The 20474-nt window shown below is 41.2% G+C and carries 18 protein-coding genes and 1 riboswitch; of the genes, 7 read left to right on the top strand and 11 right to left on the bottom strand.

All coding sequences use genetic code 11. The annotated features are described in order from the left end of the window. Positions 1-36: 36 nt before the first annotated feature. Together QCD85_RS11095 and QCD85_RS11090 are read right to left on the bottom strand one after the other, a co-directional pair. Positions 37-774, bottom strand: a complete 738-nt coding sequence (locus QCD85_RS11095; protein WP_301262631.1) for an oxidoreductase — start codon at positions 772-774, stop codon at positions 37-39. Positions 775-855: 81 nt separating this feature from the next. After that, positions 856-1251, bottom strand: a complete 396-nt coding sequence (locus QCD85_RS11090; RefSeq protein WP_301262630.1) for a hypothetical protein — start codon at positions 1249-1251, stop codon at positions 856-858. A 121-nt stretch (positions 1252-1372) separates the two neighbouring features. Further along, a riboswitch (cyclic di-AMP (ydaO/yuaA leader) is annotated at positions 1373-1550 on the bottom strand. Positions 1551-1960: 410 nt separating this feature from the next. Between QCD85_RS11090 and QCD85_RS11085 the strand changes: the two genes are divergently transcribed. The 3 genes from QCD85_RS11085 to QCD85_RS11075 all read left to right on the top strand — a co-directional run bounded on the left by QCD85_RS11085 (position 1961) and on the right by QCD85_RS11075 (position 4049). Beyond that, positions 1961-2419 carry a hypothetical protein gene (locus tag QCD85_RS11085; RefSeq protein ID WP_301262629.1) on the top strand — a complete coding sequence of 153 codons (459 nt, stop codon included), beginning with the start codon at positions 1961-1963 and terminating at the stop codon, positions 2417-2419. Between the two features lie 51 nt (positions 2420-2470). Beyond that, positions 2471-3121 carry a universal stress protein gene (locus tag QCD85_RS11080; RefSeq protein WP_273614118.1) on the top strand — a complete coding sequence of 217 codons (651 nt, stop codon included), beginning with the start codon at positions 2471-2473 and terminating at the stop codon, positions 3119-3121. A gap of 238 nt (positions 3122-3359) precedes the next feature. Further along, positions 3360-4049 (top strand): SDR family oxidoreductase, encoded by a 690-nt coding sequence (locus tag QCD85_RS11075; RefSeq protein ID WP_273614119.1) that lies wholly within the window; start codon positions 3360-3362, stop codon positions 4047-4049. 108 nt (positions 4050-4157) lie between these two features. On the opposite strand, the gene QCD85_RS11070 is transcribed toward QCD85_RS11075, so the two are convergent. Both QCD85_RS11070 and QCD85_RS11065 read right to left on the bottom strand, forming a co-directional pair. Continuing rightward, the gene (locus tag QCD85_RS11070) at positions 4158-4454 is read right to left on the bottom strand and encodes a hypothetical protein (protein WP_301262628.1); all 297 of its coding nucleotides are present in this window, start codon (positions 4452-4454) and stop codon (positions 4158-4160) included. A 46-nt stretch (positions 4455-4500) separates the two neighbouring features. Beyond that, positions 4501-6087, bottom strand: coding sequence for a DUF4153 domain-containing protein (locus tag QCD85_RS11065; protein ID WP_301262627.1), 1587 nt, complete (start codon positions 6085-6087; stop codon positions 4501-4503). A 533-nt stretch (positions 6088-6620) separates the two neighbouring features. On the opposite strand from QCD85_RS11065, the gene QCD85_RS11060 reads away from it, so the two are divergent. Continuing rightward, the gene (locus tag QCD85_RS11060; protein ID WP_301262626.1) at positions 6621-8486 is read left to right on the top strand and encodes an ABC transporter substrate-binding protein; all 1866 of its coding nucleotides are present in this window, start codon (positions 6621-6623) and stop codon (positions 8484-8486) included. Between the two features lie 158 nt (positions 8487-8644). Here QCD85_RS11060 and QCD85_RS11055 read toward each other — a convergent pair whose 3' ends face one another. The 3 genes from QCD85_RS11055 to mmuM all read right to left on the bottom strand — a co-directional run bounded on the left by QCD85_RS11055 (position 8645) and on the right by mmuM (position 12184). Beyond that, the gene (locus QCD85_RS11055; RefSeq protein WP_301262625.1) at positions 8645-9649 is read right to left on the bottom strand and encodes an asparaginase; all 1005 of its coding nucleotides are present in this window, start codon (positions 9647-9649) and stop codon (positions 8645-8647) included. A 67-nt stretch (positions 9650-9716) separates the two neighbouring features. Then, positions 9717-11132 (bottom strand): amino acid permease, encoded by a 1416-nt coding sequence (locus QCD85_RS11050; RefSeq protein ID WP_301262624.1) that lies wholly within the window; start codon positions 11130-11132, stop codon positions 9717-9719. 62 nt (positions 11133-11194) lie between these two features. Then, complete coding sequence (gene mmuM, locus QCD85_RS11045) at positions 11195-12184, bottom strand: homocysteine S-methyltransferase (protein WP_301262623.1); 990 nt, start codon at positions 12182-12184, stop codon at positions 11195-11197. Between the two features lie 377 nt (positions 12185-12561). Between mmuM and QCD85_RS11040 the strand changes: the two genes are divergently transcribed. The 3 genes from QCD85_RS11040 (at position 12562) to QCD85_RS11030 (ending at position 16538) form a co-directional block, all read left to right on the top strand. Then, a complete protein-coding gene (locus QCD85_RS11040; RefSeq protein ID WP_274171464.1) occupies positions 12562-14091 on the top strand; it encodes an MFS transporter in 1530 nt (509 codons plus the stop codon). Positions 14092-14288: 197 nt separating this feature from the next. Next, positions 14289-15419 (top strand): glycoside hydrolase family 88/105 protein, encoded by a 1131-nt coding sequence (locus tag QCD85_RS11035; protein WP_301262622.1) that lies wholly within the window; start codon positions 14289-14291, stop codon positions 15417-15419. A 165-nt stretch (positions 15420-15584) separates the two neighbouring features. Further along, positions 15585-16538 carry a serine hydrolase domain-containing protein gene (locus tag QCD85_RS11030; protein WP_301262621.1) on the top strand — a complete coding sequence of 318 codons (954 nt, stop codon included), beginning with the start codon at positions 15585-15587 and terminating at the stop codon, positions 16536-16538. Positions 16539-16638: 100 nt separating this feature from the next. Here QCD85_RS11030 and QCD85_RS11025 read toward each other — a convergent pair whose 3' ends face one another. The 4 genes from QCD85_RS11025 to QCD85_RS11010 all read right to left on the bottom strand — a co-directional run bounded on the left by QCD85_RS11025 (position 16639) and on the right by QCD85_RS11010 (position 20378). Next, the gene (locus QCD85_RS11025) at positions 16639-17184 is read right to left on the bottom strand and encodes a DinB family protein (RefSeq protein WP_273614129.1); all 546 of its coding nucleotides are present in this window, start codon (positions 17182-17184) and stop codon (positions 16639-16641) included. 93 nt (positions 17185-17277) lie between these two features. Beyond that, complete coding sequence (locus tag QCD85_RS11020; RefSeq protein WP_301262620.1) at positions 17278-18210, bottom strand: helix-turn-helix transcriptional regulator; 933 nt, start codon at positions 18208-18210, stop codon at positions 17278-17280. Between the two features lie 180 nt (positions 18211-18390). Further along, positions 18391-19752 carry a nucleobase:cation symporter-2 family protein gene (locus QCD85_RS11015; protein ID WP_274171461.1) on the bottom strand — a complete coding sequence of 454 codons (1362 nt, stop codon included), beginning with the start codon at positions 19750-19752 and terminating at the stop codon, positions 18391-18393. After that, entirely contained in the window at positions 19746-20378 is a 633-nt protein-coding gene (locus QCD85_RS11010; protein ID WP_301262619.1) for a xanthine phosphoribosyltransferase, read from the bottom strand. Before QCD85_RS11010 ends, QCD85_RS11015 begins: the two co-directional genes overlap by 7 nt. Positions 20379-20474 lie beyond the last annotated feature (96 nt).

The raw sequence follows: 20474 nt of genomic DNA, 5'->3' as shown, positions 1-20474 counted from the left end.
CTCCATTTCTATAATTAAAAATTGAACTATAACCTACTATGATCTCGCTGATTTGCTCATTGAAGCGGAGCGACTCTGGGACTCGTCTGCGATTCGTTGCAATTGATCTGACATATATATGTGAGTACCTGACTTGGAGGTCTGAGCGATCCGATACATCGCTCGTGCAACGTCACTTGCTTCGATACCTCGATATTTGCGGAGAGGACCTATCATTAGAAATGATAGTGCTTGAGAGACTACAGCACCGAATTGCTCTCCTGCGCGGCTATTTTTGCGTTTGCCTAGCAATAAAGAGGGGCGAACAATCGATAATGAAGAATAACCAACTTGTTGTAACCGTTGCTCCATATCTCCTTTGGTACGTGTATAAAAAATACTGGATTTGGGATCAGCGCCCATCGAGCTGATCACGATAAACTGCTTGGCTCCTTGTTTGTACGCCACCATAGCGACAGACACAGGATACAATACATCAATCTCGATCATCTGCGCTTGCGTTCCTGCTTGCTTAATCGTTGTACCGAGACAGCAAAAAACATCATCTGCTTTCATCTCTGCTCGATAATCTTCTAATCTATGATAATCCACTACGATCTGTTGCAACTTCAGATGTTGTAGTTGTTGCACAGGTTCGCGGACAAGAGCAATCACTCGTGTATATTCTGTGCTATCTAATAACTGACGCAACAACTTTTTGCCCACAAGACCTGTTGCTCCAGCGACGAGTGCTGTTTTACCGATCACAACGATCATCTCCATTCTGCGCATCATCTTGGTTCTCTATCTTCTTTATTATCAAGATATCACCGACAAATTGCAAAATAAAATGATCGTTGGATCAGCAGTCTTTTTTTATAATAAAAACGAAGCGCTACTTCCATTGGTATGAATAATATAATCTGCACCCAAACCACGATAAATTAAGCGTGATTGGCTGCCTTCTGTAATGACATATAGCTTATCAGATGTCCATGCACGACAGATCTGGATATAACGACAACATAACGGTAGACTACGTTCAAATAAATAGATTTTGCCAATATTCAATTGCGGGATACGCCATAAGTCTTGTCGCTGAGTATCTATTACTAGAATATGCTCAATACCTATCTTTTCAAATCGAATCTGATCTGCCTGACTGTTCACTATAATAGCAAACGGTATTTTTTTAACTTTGAGTAATTGAATAAATTGCTCCCCTGCTACTGTAGCAGGCGATACCAGTACAAATTCCTGTTCGTACTCCATGCGTGTTCGCGCTCCTCCACTCATTGTAGACAACAAAAAAAAGCCGTTAGAAGAGGACCTCTTCATCAGCTTCTAAGACAGGAGCAAAAAAGCCCCTGATAATGGCATAGATGACTGTTGTCGTCTCTCTTATTGCAGCTTACGAGGTTAGCTGACGGATTCGGAAGTAAGAGTCTCCCTACAGATAGATCAGCCTGAGCTGTCATCTCTGATTCACCCCTGAATAGATCTTGTAATACCCTGTCTATTCGTATGGTTCCCCCGCTTTCTGAAAGGTCTAGATTTAGCCTTTCAGTCATTAAGCTGTAATGAACTTGAATGAAATCATACGCCCGCCTTTTTCGTTTGTAAAGCAGTCTGACTCTTCATAAGGAGTGAATTTGAATCAATTCCTTTATCTTTTGAGCAGTATGCTCTTATTTGCATCATTCCATCCTTTTTTTCTGCTGTTTGCGCAGTATTTATATAAAAGGTTGCATCAGCGAGCATGATAGCCATTAGAACGTGATTGAGTCCAATGAATCCGATTACATCGTTATTTTCAAGCATATAACGCCTATTAAAAGCTTAGATTTGATTTTACTTCTACCCTTAACGGTACTATGATTGCTAACAATATCTGACATCAAAAAAGTGTGCCGGCTACTGATTTATCTGGTTTTACTATGTATAGAGATAGCGATTTTATTTGAAGGAGTGTAGATTTGAGATGAGTTTAATTTCGCCGATAGCGCCTGCTAGCAACACTGTATCCACGGTGGATCTGGCTATACATCATATTCATTCGATTGAAGTGTTCCAGTATGATAATCATCTGCTCGCGTTACCTGATATGGATGGGTATCTGCATTGTGGGCTGTTAAAAATAGCAAGTCATGGGATTACCGGTTGGGCGGAATATTCGTTTACCGATCAGGTTCAACATTTAGACCTGGTGAAATGGTGCCGGGTATTCTCTACGCTGAAAAAATGCTCGTTACAGCAAGCACAATCTCATATCGCTCAACATCATGCTAGCTGGGGAGATGTACGTAGTCAGGTGATGGTAGAGGCTTTAACTGATCTATGCAATCGACTACAAGATCCGCCCGATGTATGGGCATCTTCTGATATACTGGTGAATCATGCTTTTTTGTTAGATTATACAATCGCTTATTATTCCTTTTAAATAATTATGGTTAATGGATCATAACTACCTCAATAAAGGAGTGTATCTAGCTTGAATTCTGAAAAGATTATGGTCTGTGTGTATTATGGACCCAATGGAGAACGATTGATCAGGCGTGGTATTCATTTATCTCAACTTATTCAGTCTCCACTTTGTGTATTAAGTGTAATCGATCAACCTCTCGATGAAATGGATCAACAACAAGAGAACTATGTAGCGTTATGGCGTAAATTAACAGAAGAAGCTGGCGGTCATTTTGTGCTTTTAGAAAGTAACGGACAAGAAGCGGCTGATATTATTACTTCTACCGCTCAACAACATGATATTACACAACTTATTATTGGACAATCGGCTCAGACTCGCTGGCAAGAAATTATAAAAGGTTCGATCGTAAACGACCTACTGGAAAAGCTGGGAGCGATCGATCTACATATTGTAGCGGTACAGCGTATGCAAGCCCATCTCGAAGAAACCCATGAACAAGGTGTAGATGTAGACGTGATTCAGACTTCGCGCGGATACGAAATTGCGTATGAGACGCATGGTCGACCGATCATTACAGAAGGTATCTTTTTCAAAGATATGCATACAGACTTCGATAACGGGTTGCTCAAATTATGTATCGACGGGCAATATCAATATCTGAAAGTATTCAAAGGCAAGTTGATTGATGAATTGGTATTGGAACCTCATTCGGTGTAATATAGCACATGTAAAAAAGACACTCACTCTTAGCCTGCAATTTCTTCATCTATCAAAGGGTTGCAGGTAATTTGCTATGCGATCAGGGAAATCAATTGGAATATATTTTGATTATCAAAAATTTATATTCAAAAATGTTGTTAACTATAATCTTTCTCACTGTGCTCCTTACCTAGACATGATAATGTGAAGTTGTTCCCTTCCACTATCTCATATCAATAAAGGAGTTTATTGAATTATGAAAACAGGATTTGTTGTGATTACAGGCGCGTCGTCAAGTATAGGAGAAGCTACTGCCAAACTTTTTATCGCTAAAGGACATAATGTATTGTTACTTTCTCGTCGTGAAGATCGGTTAAAAGCATTTGCTGGTCGTCAGGTGATGAAAGCGATTATTGATATTACAGATCGACCTGCTCTGGATCAAGCGATTGCAGAAGCAGAAGAACATTTCGGTCCGGTCAAAGGAATTGTGAACAATGCAGGTCGAATGTTGCTTGGTGATATTACGACTCAAGATCCAGCAGAATGGCAAGAGATGTATAATACCAATGTCATTGGACTTCTCAATGGAATGCAAGCTGTACTTCCATCAATGATTGAGCAAAAGTCAGGTACTATTATCAATATCAGCTCGATTGCAGGCAAAAAAACATTTGCCGATCATGTCGCTTATGGTGGAACCAAATTTGCTGTTCATTCAATCAGCGAAAATGTACGTGAAGAAGTAGCTCCGCACAACGTACGGGTCGTTACGATCTCTCCTGGATTAACTGAGACCGAGTGGAACGATCAGACGACCGGAGAAAAAGCTAAACTCAACTTAATGCCACAAACGATTGCAGATACGATTTACTTTGCATTCAGTCAGCCTCAAAGTATCAATATTCGTGAGATTGCTCTAGCTCCAACGCAACAACAAAGTTAAGTGTATTGACTATAGATATAAGATCAATGATGGCTCTAGCATAGAACAAACACCATAGACTATATAAAAAAGCCCTCCTTTGATATGGAGAGCTTTTTGCGTTATATATTAATGAGTTTCCCCTACAATCGTCACATCGGCTACATAAGAACCTGCCCATAATAAAAATGTAAATCCTTCTTCTAACGGATCATCGGGATCGGTCAGAAATTGAACTTCTGCATACGTATTCCAAGAATCTGGCAAAGATTCTGTAATTCGAATCCGGATATTCCATCCTTCCTCTGTAGGGTCAACGGTAGAAGAATACAAGTCTACATTGAGTTGTTGATCTGTTAACCATTTCTGCTGTGGCAACGAAGTGGGATCTATATTCCATTCGATCAATGCTTGAGTTACCATCATATTTCGCTCCTTTGGTGCTGTAAGATAATATGCTTTTCGATCCAAATTAAGAAGATCCATCGCTACGAAGCGCTCGTATTGCGCGGTAATCTGCCCAGTTAATCGACTGCCAGGATTGTTCTTTTTCAAATAAATAAGCTTTATCCTGACGGAAATAATGCTGAGATGCAGGTAATAGTGTCGCACTTCGCTGTAACAATACAGGAATCGCATCACTGGACAAATTGTTGAGATAATCGAAATCAATCTGTCCTGTCTGTTCATATCGATCTAAATTCTGCACAGCGATAATTCGATCCATCCCTACATAATTCACAACCACATAAGCGGTAAGCGCAAGCACGATATAACATTTGACAAGTGGTACCTTTTTCCAATAGATACGCAAGCCTGCGACCAGTAATAATACCCCGAGAAAGATCATAAACGCATGCACAAGAAAACGGGTATACGTATATCCATAAGCTTGTTCATATAAGATAAGACGGGCAAATGCTGAATATAACATCACACCAGAGCAAATCAGTAAAATATACAACATACTATTGTTGATACGGCGCAAGATCAGATTGCTGTCTGCCATATACAAAAGTACACATACCATAATCAGAAAGTTCAATGAAGTCACCATGACCAGTTCAACAAATCCACTGCGAGCATATTCTGCATAAGAATGTCCATCTGGAATCTGCCCTTGTCCTGCACCAAATAAGTAAGAGAATTGCACCACTACAAAGAGCACATACACAATATTAATCAAGATCAGTATCGTCGCCATAATAATAGGATCAATGCGTACCGGATGACGCTTGGCAACAGGAGACGCTAATAGCGGTTGCGGTCCATAGACAGGCGGAACAGGTGAAGATAGACCGACTCCAGAGACAGAAGAAGCTGAACGCGGTAACGGTTGTTGTCTATAATCAACGACTGGCGGATAGATATAGGGTTGTACAAATCCCCACAAATATCCGAAAAAAATCAGTCCTCCAATCACAATCCATAGCACGCGAAAACTACCTTCTCCAAACGACAGTCCATCAATCCAGTTCGGCAATGTAGATAATAAATTTCCAAATATGCGATCAGCCGATGTTAGCAGACTGATAATAATCAATAGTAGCGGAAAAGAAATTACCAGACCGATCAATATTTTGGTTACGATTTTCTTTTTTTCCTGTTCCATTTTGCCTGTAGCAGCATTTTTGAGTATACGAAAAGGAGTAACCCAATGTCGTACTGCTTGTGGAATCATATGATCCAGTGCGTCGATCAACAGCTTAGGACGATGCCAAGCTAACCTGCGATGGCTTAACATATAAGCAAGATGCAAAAAGATCAGACAAGGCACAAACAAAGCATTCAGTACCATAAAAATCGGATTGGTGAACAGTCCATATGTGAGTGACAGTAAAATAATAACGGTCATCGCAAAACGGCTAAACCATGATCCTGCACGTAGCTTGTCCCCTGCATAAGTGTACATATATAAGTAGAATAAAAGAATAAATACCGGATACGAAATCCCCAGGCTATGCCCGTAAAATAAATACTGATGAACAGTCGCCAATCCCAACGCGCCAAGCAAAGCAATCCACGTCCGATGCTTAGCCACGATCAATTTCTCGTACATTTTCGATCTCCTTTTTTTGGAATTGCATCATTGTAGTAACCTATTTAGCTAACAGATCCTATTTTTCTTATCATCACGCTTACCATCTGTTAGGTTTGTTGTTATTTTTATTGTAGATGATAAAATAAGAAGATAAAGAGAAGAATTATTTTATTAAATTTCCTATTTTAACAAATCAATTTTAATAAAGATATAATTACATATTCACTCAACTTTATTTACTGTCTCAATACATCTTTATAATTCAACTATAACTTACAAACGTAACCTGTATATTTTTTATAAAATCAAATTCTCTAAAATCTACTTTTACGCTTTTTTAAACCTGCCCGCCCCACATTACAATCATTGAGGTGTCTCCATGCTCGGAGCGGAGGGAAAGAAATCGTCCGTAAGAAGCGAAGCGTTCTCCTTTGTAGCCGGATTTTGACCGCTACAGCGGTTATCCAAAAAATCCGGCTACAACAGCGATCGACAGGACGATTCCTTGCCCGAAGCGGTCCCCAGCATGTAACCCAAGGAGTATAATCCCTATGAAATTACATCATCAGTTTTTGTTATTACATTCACAGTATGGTCAGCATAGCGAAGTGCAGATTACATTAGATGAGTTAGCGACTACATTTGAGTGTACCCATCGTAACGCTCTGAATTTAATCACACGAATGACAGAACAAGGATGGATCAAGTGGAGTTCACAACGTGGACGTGGACGGCGATCGACACTGACTTTTAGTATTCAGCCTGAAGAAATCGCTATTGAGTCGATGATGCAGACGATTCAGCGCAAAGACATTCAGCAGACGTTAACCGAGATTCGGCAATATGCTCAATCCTCTACATTAGAAAATAGGGTACAAGATTGGCTTTTTGGCTACTTCGGCCCCCATTCCGAAATACAACGCAATCGACAGGTCGATACGCTACGATTACCGATTCGTCAGCAGATTCATACTGTCGATCCGCTATATATGAATTTGCTAGCCGAATCGTTTGTATCCAGTCATATTTTTGATGGATTGGTACGACAAGCTTCACATTCACAGCAGATTATTCCTCATCTTGCACATGCCTGGGAAGTGAATGAACAACGTACAGTGTGGACATTTTTTCTACGAAAAGAAGTCATGTTCCATCACGGGCAAATGATGACAGCAGACGATATTGTGTATACATTTCAGCGATTAATGGAGACTTCGCAACCGATGTTATATCGCTTTATCGCCAAACAAATACAGTCTGTACACGCGCTCAACAACAATACAGTGCAGATCATATTGAAACAACCGAGTGAATTGTTTTTGCCTTTTTTGTGTACCAGTCGAGCGGCAATAGTACCGAACGGATTGAACCGAAGAGGAGAAGAATTATTCGGAGTGAAGCCTAGCGGTACAGGCCCTTTTCGGATGGTTGAAATGAGTAAAGATAACTGTGTGCTGGAAGTTTTTAAGCCTCATTTTCAAGGACGAGCACATCTGGATCAGGTGGAGATTATTCATATCCCATGGAATGTAGCACCCGATCAGCTAGAACAGCCTGATCGTCAATCTCCTTTTCATATGATGCATCAGCATACCTCGGGTTCGGCATCAGAACAAGGCGCTTGGAGCCAGATGCATTCCCCTGTAACGGTACGCAAATTCGTCACCTATAATACGCGCAAAGAAGGATTACTACGTGATCCGCATATTCGCGCTCATATCAGTCGGTGCCTGCAATATGCGCGTGAAGCAGAGTCTTTAGCGATAACCAGCACTATCTTCGAAAATAGTTCCGATCACATCGAAAATTATACAGAAAACAATTCTACTACGAATAACAATACTTCTTCTGCATCTCATGATTCTTTGGATATGAATAGCCGTTCTAACTACAGTTATCCTAAAAAGCTTCATCCTGAACTGGATCAAGCAACGATAGCACAGATCGCCGAGACACCGCTTCGAATCCTCACGATTCCACAATATCGCAAAGATGCACACTGGATTGCAGATACGCTACAGCAAGCAGGGTATCAGTGTAATGTGGTATCTACGCCTGTAGAGCAATTTAAAGGCAGTGTGCGGATGGAATCCGATCTCATCGTCTTTTCACTGACAAGAGATCAAGATGAGCAACTACGATTATTCGATCTCTATCGCACATTAGCCGGTCATGTGGAGCATCATACGGTGATCGATATTGAGCATTTGTTAGAACAGATTCAGCGGCAACCTGATCCGCTGATCCGTACTCAATATTTTCAGCAGATCGAAGATCGATTACTGGCAGAATATCAATTGCATATTTTATATGAAAAGCCTTTTCAGACGACATATCTTCCTTCTGTACGCGGAGTTACTTTTAACAGTCAGGGCTGGGTCGATCTGCGTCATATCTGGTTCCCACCTAAATTATAAAATGTGACTCTATCTAACTTTGACAAAAAAGATGTAGCGGTATATGAAAAACCCTGCTTCCTTAGTGATTCAGGAGCAGGGTTTCATTTAGTATAGCTTCACTTGTATTCCAGTGTATGATCTAGTATTTCAATGTAACGACTGGACGATTACCTTCTTTATCGAATCGGCATCGTAATCTCATCGACATAATTGGTCGCCATCATTCGCTCTACTTCAGCTGGATGGTCTGTCTGACCAAGCACCCACATCATTTTGGTTGTTAGTGCTTCGGTAGTCATATCGTAGCAAGGGATAACACCTTTTTCGAGTACCTTTTGCCCGACTTCATAGATCGTCAGATCGCCACCTTCATATAGACACTGAGTAGTGACTACAATGCTGATGCCGCTTTTAACCAACTCTTCGATCTTATCGATTAGATTGATTTCTTTGAAAGGTACACCACCCATACCGAATCCTTCAACGATAATTCCTTTATATCCTAACGCTTTGACCGCATCGAAAATATCAGGTTGCATACCAGGAATCAATTTGAGTAGAAATACATTAGGCGAATAATGATCATTGTATACATGCCCTGCTGGACGCTGAGTATGTGGAATGTCATTATAGACAATCGAATCTTCTTCCAAATAACCGATATACGGATGATTAATACTTTCAAATGCATTGTAGCTTTTGGTTCTGACTTTAGAAGCACGTGCTCCATTAATGATTTTGCCATTAAAAACAACGAATACGCCGGATAATTCAGTGGATGCTGTACGGAACGCATCTTTGATATTAATACGTGAATCACTATGCTCTGCCAGTACGGATACTTGAGAACCTGTAATGACCACAGGCTTATCCAGTGCACCTAACATAAAGCTAAGTGCGCTTGCTGTATATGCCATCGTATCTGTTCCATGAGCAATAACAATGCCATCGTAATGAGGCAAATGTTCATGGACGGTCTGAGCAATCGTCACCCATTCTTCCGGCTGAATATTGGTGCTGTCTACACTCATCAAAGTCATCGCTTCAATATTACAAATATCTTTGAGTTCTGGCACAGCGGCAACAATATGTTCTGCGGATTGAGTAGGAGTAAGTCCTCCACCTTGCTCGCCAGAAGAAGAAATAGTACCGCCTGTATTGATAAACAAAATATTTTTCATTAGTGTAAGTCCCTCCGCTGTTCTTTTACCGCTATACTAGCCTTGCTTGCTCATTTCAGTATATCACTCAAAGTGCCTTTTTTCCTCTTCTATTCTGGATATAATACGCCAGATAACACAGCACCATAAAGGCAATTCCACAATAAAAAGCAAGACTTTGATTGGGATCAAAAGCAATCCCGATACAAGAAGCAAAACAAAGTACAAATGCAGCAATCGGCACAATCGGATACAGTGGTGTCCGGTACTTCAGCTCGCTAAGATGATGCCCATCACGCACAAATTGACGACGGAACATGTATTGAGAAGCCGCAATTCCCATCCAGACGACCACGACAGCGAACCCTGATACCGATACTAAGAAAATATAGATCGTGTCCGGCGCAACAACACTAGATAACAGCGATAATCCACCACCAACCATACTGATAATCATCGCGTTCAGTGGAATACCTGATGAAGTCAGACGTGAAAATACAGAAGGCAACATTTTTTCTTTAGATAACGACCATAACATCCGTGAAGAAGCATATAGCCCTGAATTCGCCGCAGACAATAACGCTGTAATAATCACAAAGTTCATAATATCTGCTGCATATGGAATCCCAATTCGATCAAATACAACAACAAATGGACTTTCGATCACCCCTGCATCTCGCCACGGAATCAACGCAGACAGAACAAAAATCGTACCGACAAAAAAGATGATCAATCTTCCGACTGTTGCTTTGATCGCGCGCGGAATCGTTTTGTCTGGATCTACACTTTCCCCTGCCGCTATCCCGATTAATTCTGTACCGGAAAACGCAAAATTCACTGATAACATCGCCATAAAGATCGGCAAAATCCCGTTCGGAAATAGCCCGCCATCACTTGTGAAATTACTAAATAACGGTGCACCCGCTCCTGCTTCTCGCATCGGAATAACACCAAACACAGCAGCTCCACCTAATATAATAAACAGTAAAATAATAGCGACTTTGATCCCTGAAAACCAGAACTCGGCTTCTGCAAAAAAACGCACTGAAAAAGCATTTAACAGAAACACAAGTAAAGCAAATACGCCACTCCACATCCAGACCGATGTGTCCGGGAACCAGCGCTGCATCAACAACCCTGCTGCGGTAAATTCAGAACCGAGCGCTACTGTCCATGTTAACCAGTACATCCATGCCACCATATAACCTGTACCCGGCCCGATAAACTTGGCAGCATACGCATGAAAAGCTCCTGTAACCGGCATATGCACCGATAGCTCTCCTAGACATAACATCACTAAATACACAATCACAGCGCCCACTAGATAAGCAAGAATCGTTCCAAGTGGCCCTGCTTGATTGATCGTATAACCAGAACTTAGAAATAACCCTGTGCCGATAACTCCACCCAAAGACAACATCACTAGATGTCGGCTTTTCATTTTCCGCTGAAAAGTACCTTCTTCTGTACCTGTTGCTTCAACTTGCTCTTGCTCTAATGCCATCGTCCCCCGACCTTTCCTAGCTTATCTTCAAAAATAGCAAACCTTTGACAGAATCTATTTCGTTAGTTCATAATTTCTTTAATTTGAGCAATATCTTGGGGTGTCGTACGACAACAACCGCCGATAAGACGCGCGCCTTTGTTATACCATTGATGTGCTTGTTGCCCGTAATGTTGATCACAAGAGTTACCATGCCATGTTTTGGTCACCGGATCATATTGTTCACCCGAGTTCGGATAGACAACAATAGGCTTATCGGTGCTTGTAGCGATCTGCTCGATCAGTGATGGAATATATTCAAGCGCTGTACAGTTAATACCCACTGCCGCTACTTGCTCATGAGTGTGTAACCATTTTGCACAATCGGCTATACGTTCTCCATTGCTAATATGCTGTTGGTCTTTGGCACTGAAGCTAATCCATGCATAGGAACCTGGGAACTCTTCCAGCACTTTGACGATCGCACGTGCTTCGACCAGACAAGGAATCGTTTCACAAGCTAAAATATCTGCTCCAGCTTCGATTAATAATTGAATCCGTGGACGGTGAAAATCGATCAATTGCTGTTCAGTGAGATCATAGTCTCCTCGATATTCAGAACCATCTGCTAAGAAAGCTCCATAAGGCCCAACAGAAGCAGCAACAAGTGGCTTAGGACGATCATATTGATCGTTTGGTTGGAGTGTATCCGCTGATCCTTCGATCGGTTGCTCTGTACGATATTTTTGCACATAGGTTGCCCAGAACTGGTCTCTAGCTTCTACAGCGATTTGCACTGATTTTTGTATTAAATGAATAGCTTCTTGTTCTGTGTATCCTCTAGCAACAAAGCCTTCGATAGTCGCTTGATAGCTAGCCGTTATCGCACAATCTGCGCCTACTTCAAAATATTGACGATGCACATCTGCGATCAATTCAGGATTTTCAATTAATAATTTGGCAGACCAGAGACTATCATTCAGATCAGCGCCCTGACGCTCTAATTCGGTTGCCATTGCTCCATCCAACACCATAAGCGGAAAGTGTTGCAAAATATATTGTATAGGGTTCATGGTTTACTCCTTTTATGCGGTAATGTGAATGAGTCTGAACGTATTCTAGATGATTATACATCCTTTGTAAACCTTCATCCTACTCTTCAAATACATCTTTTTTAAAAGACCGATGAAAGAGGAAATCAATATCATATACCATTTTAGATATAGATGCTGTAAAAATTATTGTTGTAAGCCTTTTCCTAAATGATGTAGAATAATGTTATTAATTGGTTTATTTATGTGTATTAAGGTTCTTATGGGTTCAAATGGTTATCTAAAAACTATTGAGATTACAACGAAAGGAGGAAAATGTTAACGTTAACAATTAAGGTATAATAGAGGTAAAGAGGAGTTACATATGATAGTCATTATAAAGCGAGGTGCCATTCACAATGGAACGAACGATTAAGACACGTCATACACTTGCTTATGGGAGCGGTAACATCTTAGGAAGTGGTGCACTGGCTGTTAGTGGAGCATGGTTATTATACTTTTATACTACTTTTTGCGGACTATCTCCTGTTCAAGCAGCATTAATCTTTTCGATTGCGAGTATTGTTGATGCAGTCAGTAATCCTATTATGGGTTTTGTCAGCGACAATTTCCACCGGACACGACTCGGGCGACGGTTTGGACGACGTAAATTTTTTATTATGCTAGGTATTCCTTTAATGCTAGTCTATCCGTTAATGTGGATGGATGGTTTTGGATTCTGGTATTACTTATCTACCTACGTACTATTTGAATTGATTTATACATCGGTAATGGTTCCTTATGAAGCACTTGCATCAGAGATGACACGTGATTTTGGAGCACGTTCACGTCTCACAGGCTGGAAAGCGATGTTTGGTAAAATGGCGAACTTTGCGGCTGCTTTTATTCCCGGACGCTTTATCGCTGAATATGGCAAAGATTCACCGTTACCGTTCTTTTATACAGGCTTGGTGTTTGCCGGATTATTGATTGTAGCATTGATCTTTCTGTATAAAAACACATGGGAACGTCCATCTGAAGAATTGCAAAAAGAATTGGCAGATGAAGCTCCACTGTCATTTATCGATTCAATGAAAAAACTGTTTATCGATATTTCTTCAACGTTTCGGGTCAAAACGTTCCGTCATCATTTGGGGATGTATCTAGGTGGATTTTCAGCAGAATGGTTATTCACATCTGCATTTACGTATTTTATTGTATTTTCTTTATTTCAAAGTTCAGAACAAGTATCCAATCTTAACAGCTTTAACTCGGTTATTCAGTTGATCTCTACCTACTTTTTTATCCAATTCTGTGTACGTAAAGGATTCAAAATGCCATTTATTATGGCACTTACGATTGTCTGCTTCAGTGTCGCAGGATACGGTATTCTGTATCTGACCGGTGCTTCTAATATGATGGTCTGGTTGTATGTGATCACTTTATTTATGGGTCTGGGTACAGGCGGTGTCTATTATATTCCATGGAATCAATATACATTTCTAGCCGATGTCGATGAAGCGCTCACCGGACGCAGACGAGAAGGCATCTACGCAGGGATGATGACATTTGCAGGTAAAATGGTTCGAGCTGTCGTTGTATTTATTCTCGGCTGGGTATTACAGTACTTTGGCTTTGTCTCCAAAGCATTAACACAACCGGTCAGCGCGCAACATGCTATTTTCGGGGTACTCGTATTTGGAACGATTATTTTAGCGATTGTCGGTATTTTGGCTACACTTGTAATGAAATTGACGATTGATAATCACAAAAAAATGATTGCCGAGATTGATCGACTCAAAGCAGGCGGTTCTATGCAAGACGCTACACCTGAGACACGTACTATTTTTGAACAACTGACTGGATTTGCTTATGAACGCTGTTGGGGACACAATAATGTAGGTTACAAAAACGTTCCTCGCGATCAAAGTATTCCTGTCAAAACATAATAAAAGCGCTTTGGAAAGTATGTACTTCTGTTATCTACACTCAATGCAGTGTACAATAGTGACAGTAAGCAATATCCGCTTAACTAGTCGTTATTTCAACTTTTTCCGCTTTATTATGTAAGCACTTCTATTTACTTATATTCCAATAACAAGTAAATAAAATGCAACACAAATTAATGATTGAGGTGAATAGTGTAATGACAAGTACAGTATATGATGTAGACACGATTCAAAATTGGGCTGCACGAATGAGCGATTCTGTGATGCAACGTACTCCTGAATTAAAGCACAAATGGGAATACGACAACGGTGTTATTTTCAAAGGAATGGAACTGGTCTACGAGTTAACGCAAGATCACAAATACTTAGATTATATTCGTACTAATATGGACTTTTTTATTGAAGAAGCAGGCAGTATTCGTGGTTATACGGTTGACGAATACAATATTGATCACGTGAACAATGGTAAATTATTATTCCCTCTGTATCGTGCAACCGGTGAAGAGCGGTATCGTATCGCCGCAGATCTGCTACGTCAGCAATTGATGAATCATCCACGTACCAGTGAAGGCGCATTCTGGCATAAGCAAATTTATCCGTACCAAATCTGGTTAGATGGGCTGTATATGGGTGCTCCATTCTACGCCGAATACATTCGTGAATTTGCCGATATCAAAGACTATAGCGATGTGACGCAACAATTCAAATTATGCTATCAACATACACGTGATCCACAGACAGGACTGCTCTATCACGCATGGGATGAGAAAAAAGAGCAACCGTGGTGTGATCCTGAAACAGGGCTATCCAAAAATTTCTGGGGACGTTCAATCGGCTGGTTTGTGATGGCATTGGTCGATGTATTGGATATTTTGCCAGAAGATCATGAAGATCGGGATGCTATTATTCAGATGCTTACAGAAACGATGGAAGCATTGATGAAAGTACAAGATCAAGAGAGTGGTGTGTTTTATCAAGTTCTGAATTTGCCAGATGCGAAAGGCAATTATCTAGAATCGTCCGCTTCTTGTATGATTCTGTATGCTGTTACCAAAGGACTGCGTAAAGGTTATCTACCCGAACGCTATCGTGTCAAAATGGAGCAGATTCGCAACGGAATTATTGAGGAATTTATCACGATCACCGAAGAAGGTCTGATCAATCTGAATAAAACTTGTCAGGTTGCTGGGCTTGGTGGTAAAGACAAACGCGATGGCACCTATGCTTACTATATTAGCGAACCGATTATCTGTAACGATCCCAAAGGAATCGGTGCTTTTATTCTAGCGATGGCTGAAGTGGAACTGTTGAACCAACCCGTTAAGTAAATAGAATTAGCAGATAGAACACCCATACGATCTACTTTCGGATCTATAAAAGATAGTCCTATCGAACAAGCGCTGTGAAGCTGTAACGATTCTGTTATCGCTTCACAACGCTTGTTTTTGTTTTATGATGAGAAGAGCAATGATCTCAAAGGAGGTACCATTTCTATGAAATTGATCGATACTACACCGCTCATCTCTCAACTGACTGAGCGAGAATTATATAGTTGTCTGATCGTCCAACAGGGCGTGCAAATTTTAGATTATTATCGTGAGCCTGATCAAAAAGAGATTCCACTCAAAATCAATTCCTGTACCAAAAGTATATTGTCTAGCTTGGTGAGTATAGCGATTGATCAAGGCATTATGCCTGCGCCAGATACAGCGATCTCTACTTTTTTTCCACAGCTTCATCAAGATCCTGATCCACGTAAAGCTCAAATTACAATCGAGCAGTTACTTACGATGTCTGCTGGATTCAACTGGACTGAATTTGGAGGACAACATTCATTTCCTACAATGAGCAAAACGTCCAATTGGATTGAATTTGTACTGTCGCAACCGCTTGTTCATGAGCCTGGCACCGTGATGGAATACAATTCAGGTTGTTCGCAGTTGTTAGCAACGATTCTAGCACGCACGTCAGGGCAATCGGTAGCTTCTTTTGCTGAACAGCATCTATTTGCACCATTGGGTATTACTCATTATATCTGGGAGACTGATCCGCAAGGTGTACATACAGGTGGATTTGGACTGCAACTACCTCCAGCAGCGATGCTACAATTTGGATTGTTGTATTTACATGAAGGTCAAGTGAACGGGCACCCATTGATTCAATCATCTACTGTACGACATGCTACAAGCCCGCTAATCGCTGTAGATAGTCCGCAAAAAGCACACTACGGTTGGCACTGGTGGCATTCTTCTTTTACATTGGACAGCCAGCCCAAAGTCGATATTCCCTATTATTATGCGCTAGGATTCGGCGGACAGTATATTGTCGTTGTGCCTTCTTACGAGCTAGTCGTTACAGTATCAGCAGACCGATTCAAACGCAAGCGTACACCGCTTGATGTATTTCGTGATTTTGTAGTGCCTTTGCTAGAAGAACAAGACGTATAATCATGGCACTTAGCGTATACATGTGATAAATAAAATATACAAAAACACGACTACGATTATAGGCAGTCGTGTTTTTGCTATTTCGATATTATTAAACTTGTTATACTGTCATTCCCAAAAATTGATCTAATCGATTTTTTTGAAGCCAGTGATGACGGTAATGCATATCAATAATCGTAAACCATTCCTGAGCGTTTAAATGCCCAAAGCGTGGATGAGCCACTGTATATTGTGGATTCACTGTCGCTAAAAGAGGCTCTATATTCTGCATACGTGCACGTACTTGTTCTAATCCTTCTAGCAATTCGGCTTTGGTAGAAGGTTGTGTAGGTGTATAAAATGGAGAAGCTGGAACCTGTACACGAATAGGTGGAAAATTGCCTAATTCCAGTATTGCTTCCCCTGCATAGGTTTTGTAGTTCACTTCGGTAATCTCTTCTTCTGCTTGCTGACGCTTGATACAGGTATCAATATTGGCAAGATGCATCTGTTGCGCCGATTGTATCAAATGATTGTACATTTGACCGAGTGACCATTGTTCTGCCTCAGGTTGTAACGTTAACTGTTCAATACTATACGGTTCCAACGCTTGAATATACTGATCGACTTCCTGTTCAAATTGTTGCAGTACCTTTTTCGTATCCATCGATATCTCTCCTTGGGCGCTTCACGATCTGAAGTAGCGATCTGAGCGGTTGATTTGTATTTACTATACAAAAACGCTACTGACAACATTATGTCAGTAGCGTTTTAACATATTATTTATTTTTTCAATCATTTGTAATCGCAACGATGTCGGGTCTAACACAGTCACCTGATCTCCCCAACTCAATATCCAGAAAAGCACATCTTCTACCTGCCGTACACGTAGCGTAACGATCGTAGCAGATGGTTCTTCTTCTATTTTTTCGATATAAAAATTGCCTACTTCTTGAATACGTTCGGTCATATGAGGATCAAATTGTAAACGTATCACCATGTTCCGATCATCAGGCGGGCGGTACTCGGACAATTTGAAATGCTCGGGTAACACAAAGCTATCCGTTAATTCCACCAGATCAGAAATACGTGACAACCGAAAATGCCGAATATCTTGCCGTAATTCACAATAAGCTACCAGTACCCAATGATTCGTATTAAAGGCTAGACCGTATGGACAGACTGTTCGTGTAATAGCAGAGTGATGTGGCTTACTATATCCAAATTGTAATTTGCGTTTTTGGACAATCGCTTGTCCGATCGGTTCAATATATTGCCTGTCGTCTACTGTCGCTGGTGTTCTTTTTTGAGCCAATAAGCGAATCCCTTCACGCATTGGATTCGATTGTTCACGTACGATAGCTGGCAAAATAGATTCGATTTTGCGCCTTGCCACTTCTGCATTACGGCGATAATGTTGTCCGAATTGCTGTTCTACAAAATCGGTACCGATTAACAAAGATACTGCTTCAGAGGCTGTAAAATGAACCGGTGGCAAAAAGTACCCTTCCATTAACGAATACCCTTGCCCGGGAGAACCAAGCAATGGCACACCTGCTTCACTGAGTGCCTGCATATCGCGGTAGATCGTTCGTACGCTGATCTCAAAGGTACTCGCTAAATCTTCTGCACGTACCCACGATTTGCGCTGAAGCTCCAGTACAATCGCTAACATGCGCTCTGTTTTGTTCATTGCTTCACCTCATCCGCTCCCACAATCACTATTTAAAAAATACTATACTGTTATTTACTTTATTTGACCAACTTTTTACGGATAGCTATCTATAATCCACACTCATGACTGGGTAGCACAAAAAAGCCGTTACTGCATAGTTTACAGTAACGGCTTAGTAGATATGAATTTGTACAAATATTACGTGGTTTGCGAAGAAATCCCTGTCTTCACCTGTGTGCTATCTCCAGCATCAGATGCCATAGCACTTGAATTTTCATTGTCCTCTGGATTGTCGAACATTTCACCTTTACGCGATAAAATAATATTTAACAAGACCGCTGTAATCGAACCGGTCACGATCCCGTTTTGCAAAAGAGTCTGAGCAAAGCTTGGCAATTGACCGAACATATCTGGCAATACCGCAGAACCTAATCCAACAGCAATACTACATGCTACGATCATCAGATTGCGATCATTACGCAAATTCACTTCTGACAGGATCGAGATACCCGATGCCGCTACCGATCCGAACATCACGATCATCGCTCCGCCTAATACTGCATTTGGAATCACAGTCGTAAGAGCTGCTAATTTCGGCAATAAACCCAGTACAATCATAATGCCGGATGCTGCAAAAATGACATTACGTGTTTTGACTTTGGTAAGCGAGATTAGCCCGACATTTTGAGAGAACGCTGTATACGGAAAAGCATTGAAAAATCCACCTAACATAATCGCTAGACCTTCAGAACGAAGTCCGTTGACGATCTGTTTTTGCTCGACTTTCTGCTCAATCGCTTTCCCGACCGCAATATACACCCCTGTCGATTCAACCATACTCACAATATTAACAATGACCATCGTAACAATGGCGGTTAAGCTAAATTCCGGTATACCGAAGTAAAAAGGCTGTGCTACACGTACCCAAGAAGCTTCCCCAACCGATCCGAAATGCACCATTCCCATACTATACGCCACTACAGTACCAACAAATAATCCGACCAATACCGAGATCGAACGCAAAAATCCTTTAGCCAGACGATTGACTAACAAAATCACTAATAACGTTATTAGGGCAAGCATAAGATTACGAGGTGCGCCAAAATCACTACTGCCTTGTCCGCCTGCTACATTGTTCATTGCAACTGGAATCAAAGATAAACCTATAATCGTTACTACCGAACCGGTAACGATTTTCGGGAAAAAGCGAAGCAGTCGACCATATAATGGCGCGATCAAGACGACGAATAATCCAGATAAAATAATCGCTCCATAGGCAGTGGCGAGATTCGAGGTCGACGCGATGGCAATAATCGGTCCTACAGCAGTAAACGTACATCCCAATACAACCGGCAAACCACTACCAAAATAACGTGTTCCTAGTACTTGTAGCAATGTAGCAATCCCGCAGGTAAATAAATCAGCGGCGATAAGATAAGCCATTTGTTCGGCAGTCAGATGAAGTGCTCCACCAACAATAAGTGGTACAGCAATCGCACCTGCATACATCGCCATCACATGTTGAAGCCCTAGTGTAAATATTTTGCGTCTGCTTAACATGGAGAATCCTCATTTCCAGAAGCTACGGTCACCAGAGAAGGAACCAATGGTGTCTCCTCAATAAAATCAACATGCCCTGGAGACATCGATGAAATGCGTGCCAGCGATTGAATCGGAATCTGGCGTTCTTCCAGTAGTCCGCGTCCCTCCTGGAATGTCTTCTCGATCACACAACCGACACCAACCAATGTTGCTCCTGAAGCTTCTACAATATCTGCTAACCCAACTAGCGCCGCTCCTGTGGCTAAGAAATCATCCACGATCAAGATACGATCTTCTTTATTCAGATAACTTTGGACGATGGTCACTTGATACGTTTCTTGCTTAGTAAATGAATGTACAGAAGCCGCATAGACCACATCACCTTGCGTGATCGCTTTTTTCTTTTTGGCATAGACGAAAGGAACACCCAAAGCAATTCCCGTTGCCATCGCAAATTGAATCCCGCTTGCTTCAATCGTTAACACTTTGGTGATCTTTTCATGGGCGAAAAGTCGGGCGAATTCTTTGCCGATCTCAACCGCTAATCCAGTATCCACCTGATGATTCAGAAATGAGTCCACTTTCAATACCTTTTCGGACAAAATCTGTCCTTCCTGACGAATACGTTCTTGTAATTCTTTCATATGGTCTCTCTCCTTTAGAATAACGATGTAATTTGGGGGGAAATAAAAAAAGACAGACTTCCTTGAGTGATTGCTCTCAAGTGAAGTCTGTCTGTA

The sequence above is a fragment of the Paenibacillus sp. PsM32 genome (genome assembly GCF_030433815.1).
Taxonomy (GTDB): domain Bacteria; phylum Bacillota; class Bacilli; order Paenibacillales; family Paenibacillaceae; genus Saccharibacillus; species Saccharibacillus kyungheensis.
The sequence above is the reverse complement of the archived record's forward strand: the minus strand, read 5'-3'. Positions and strand labels throughout refer to the sequence as shown.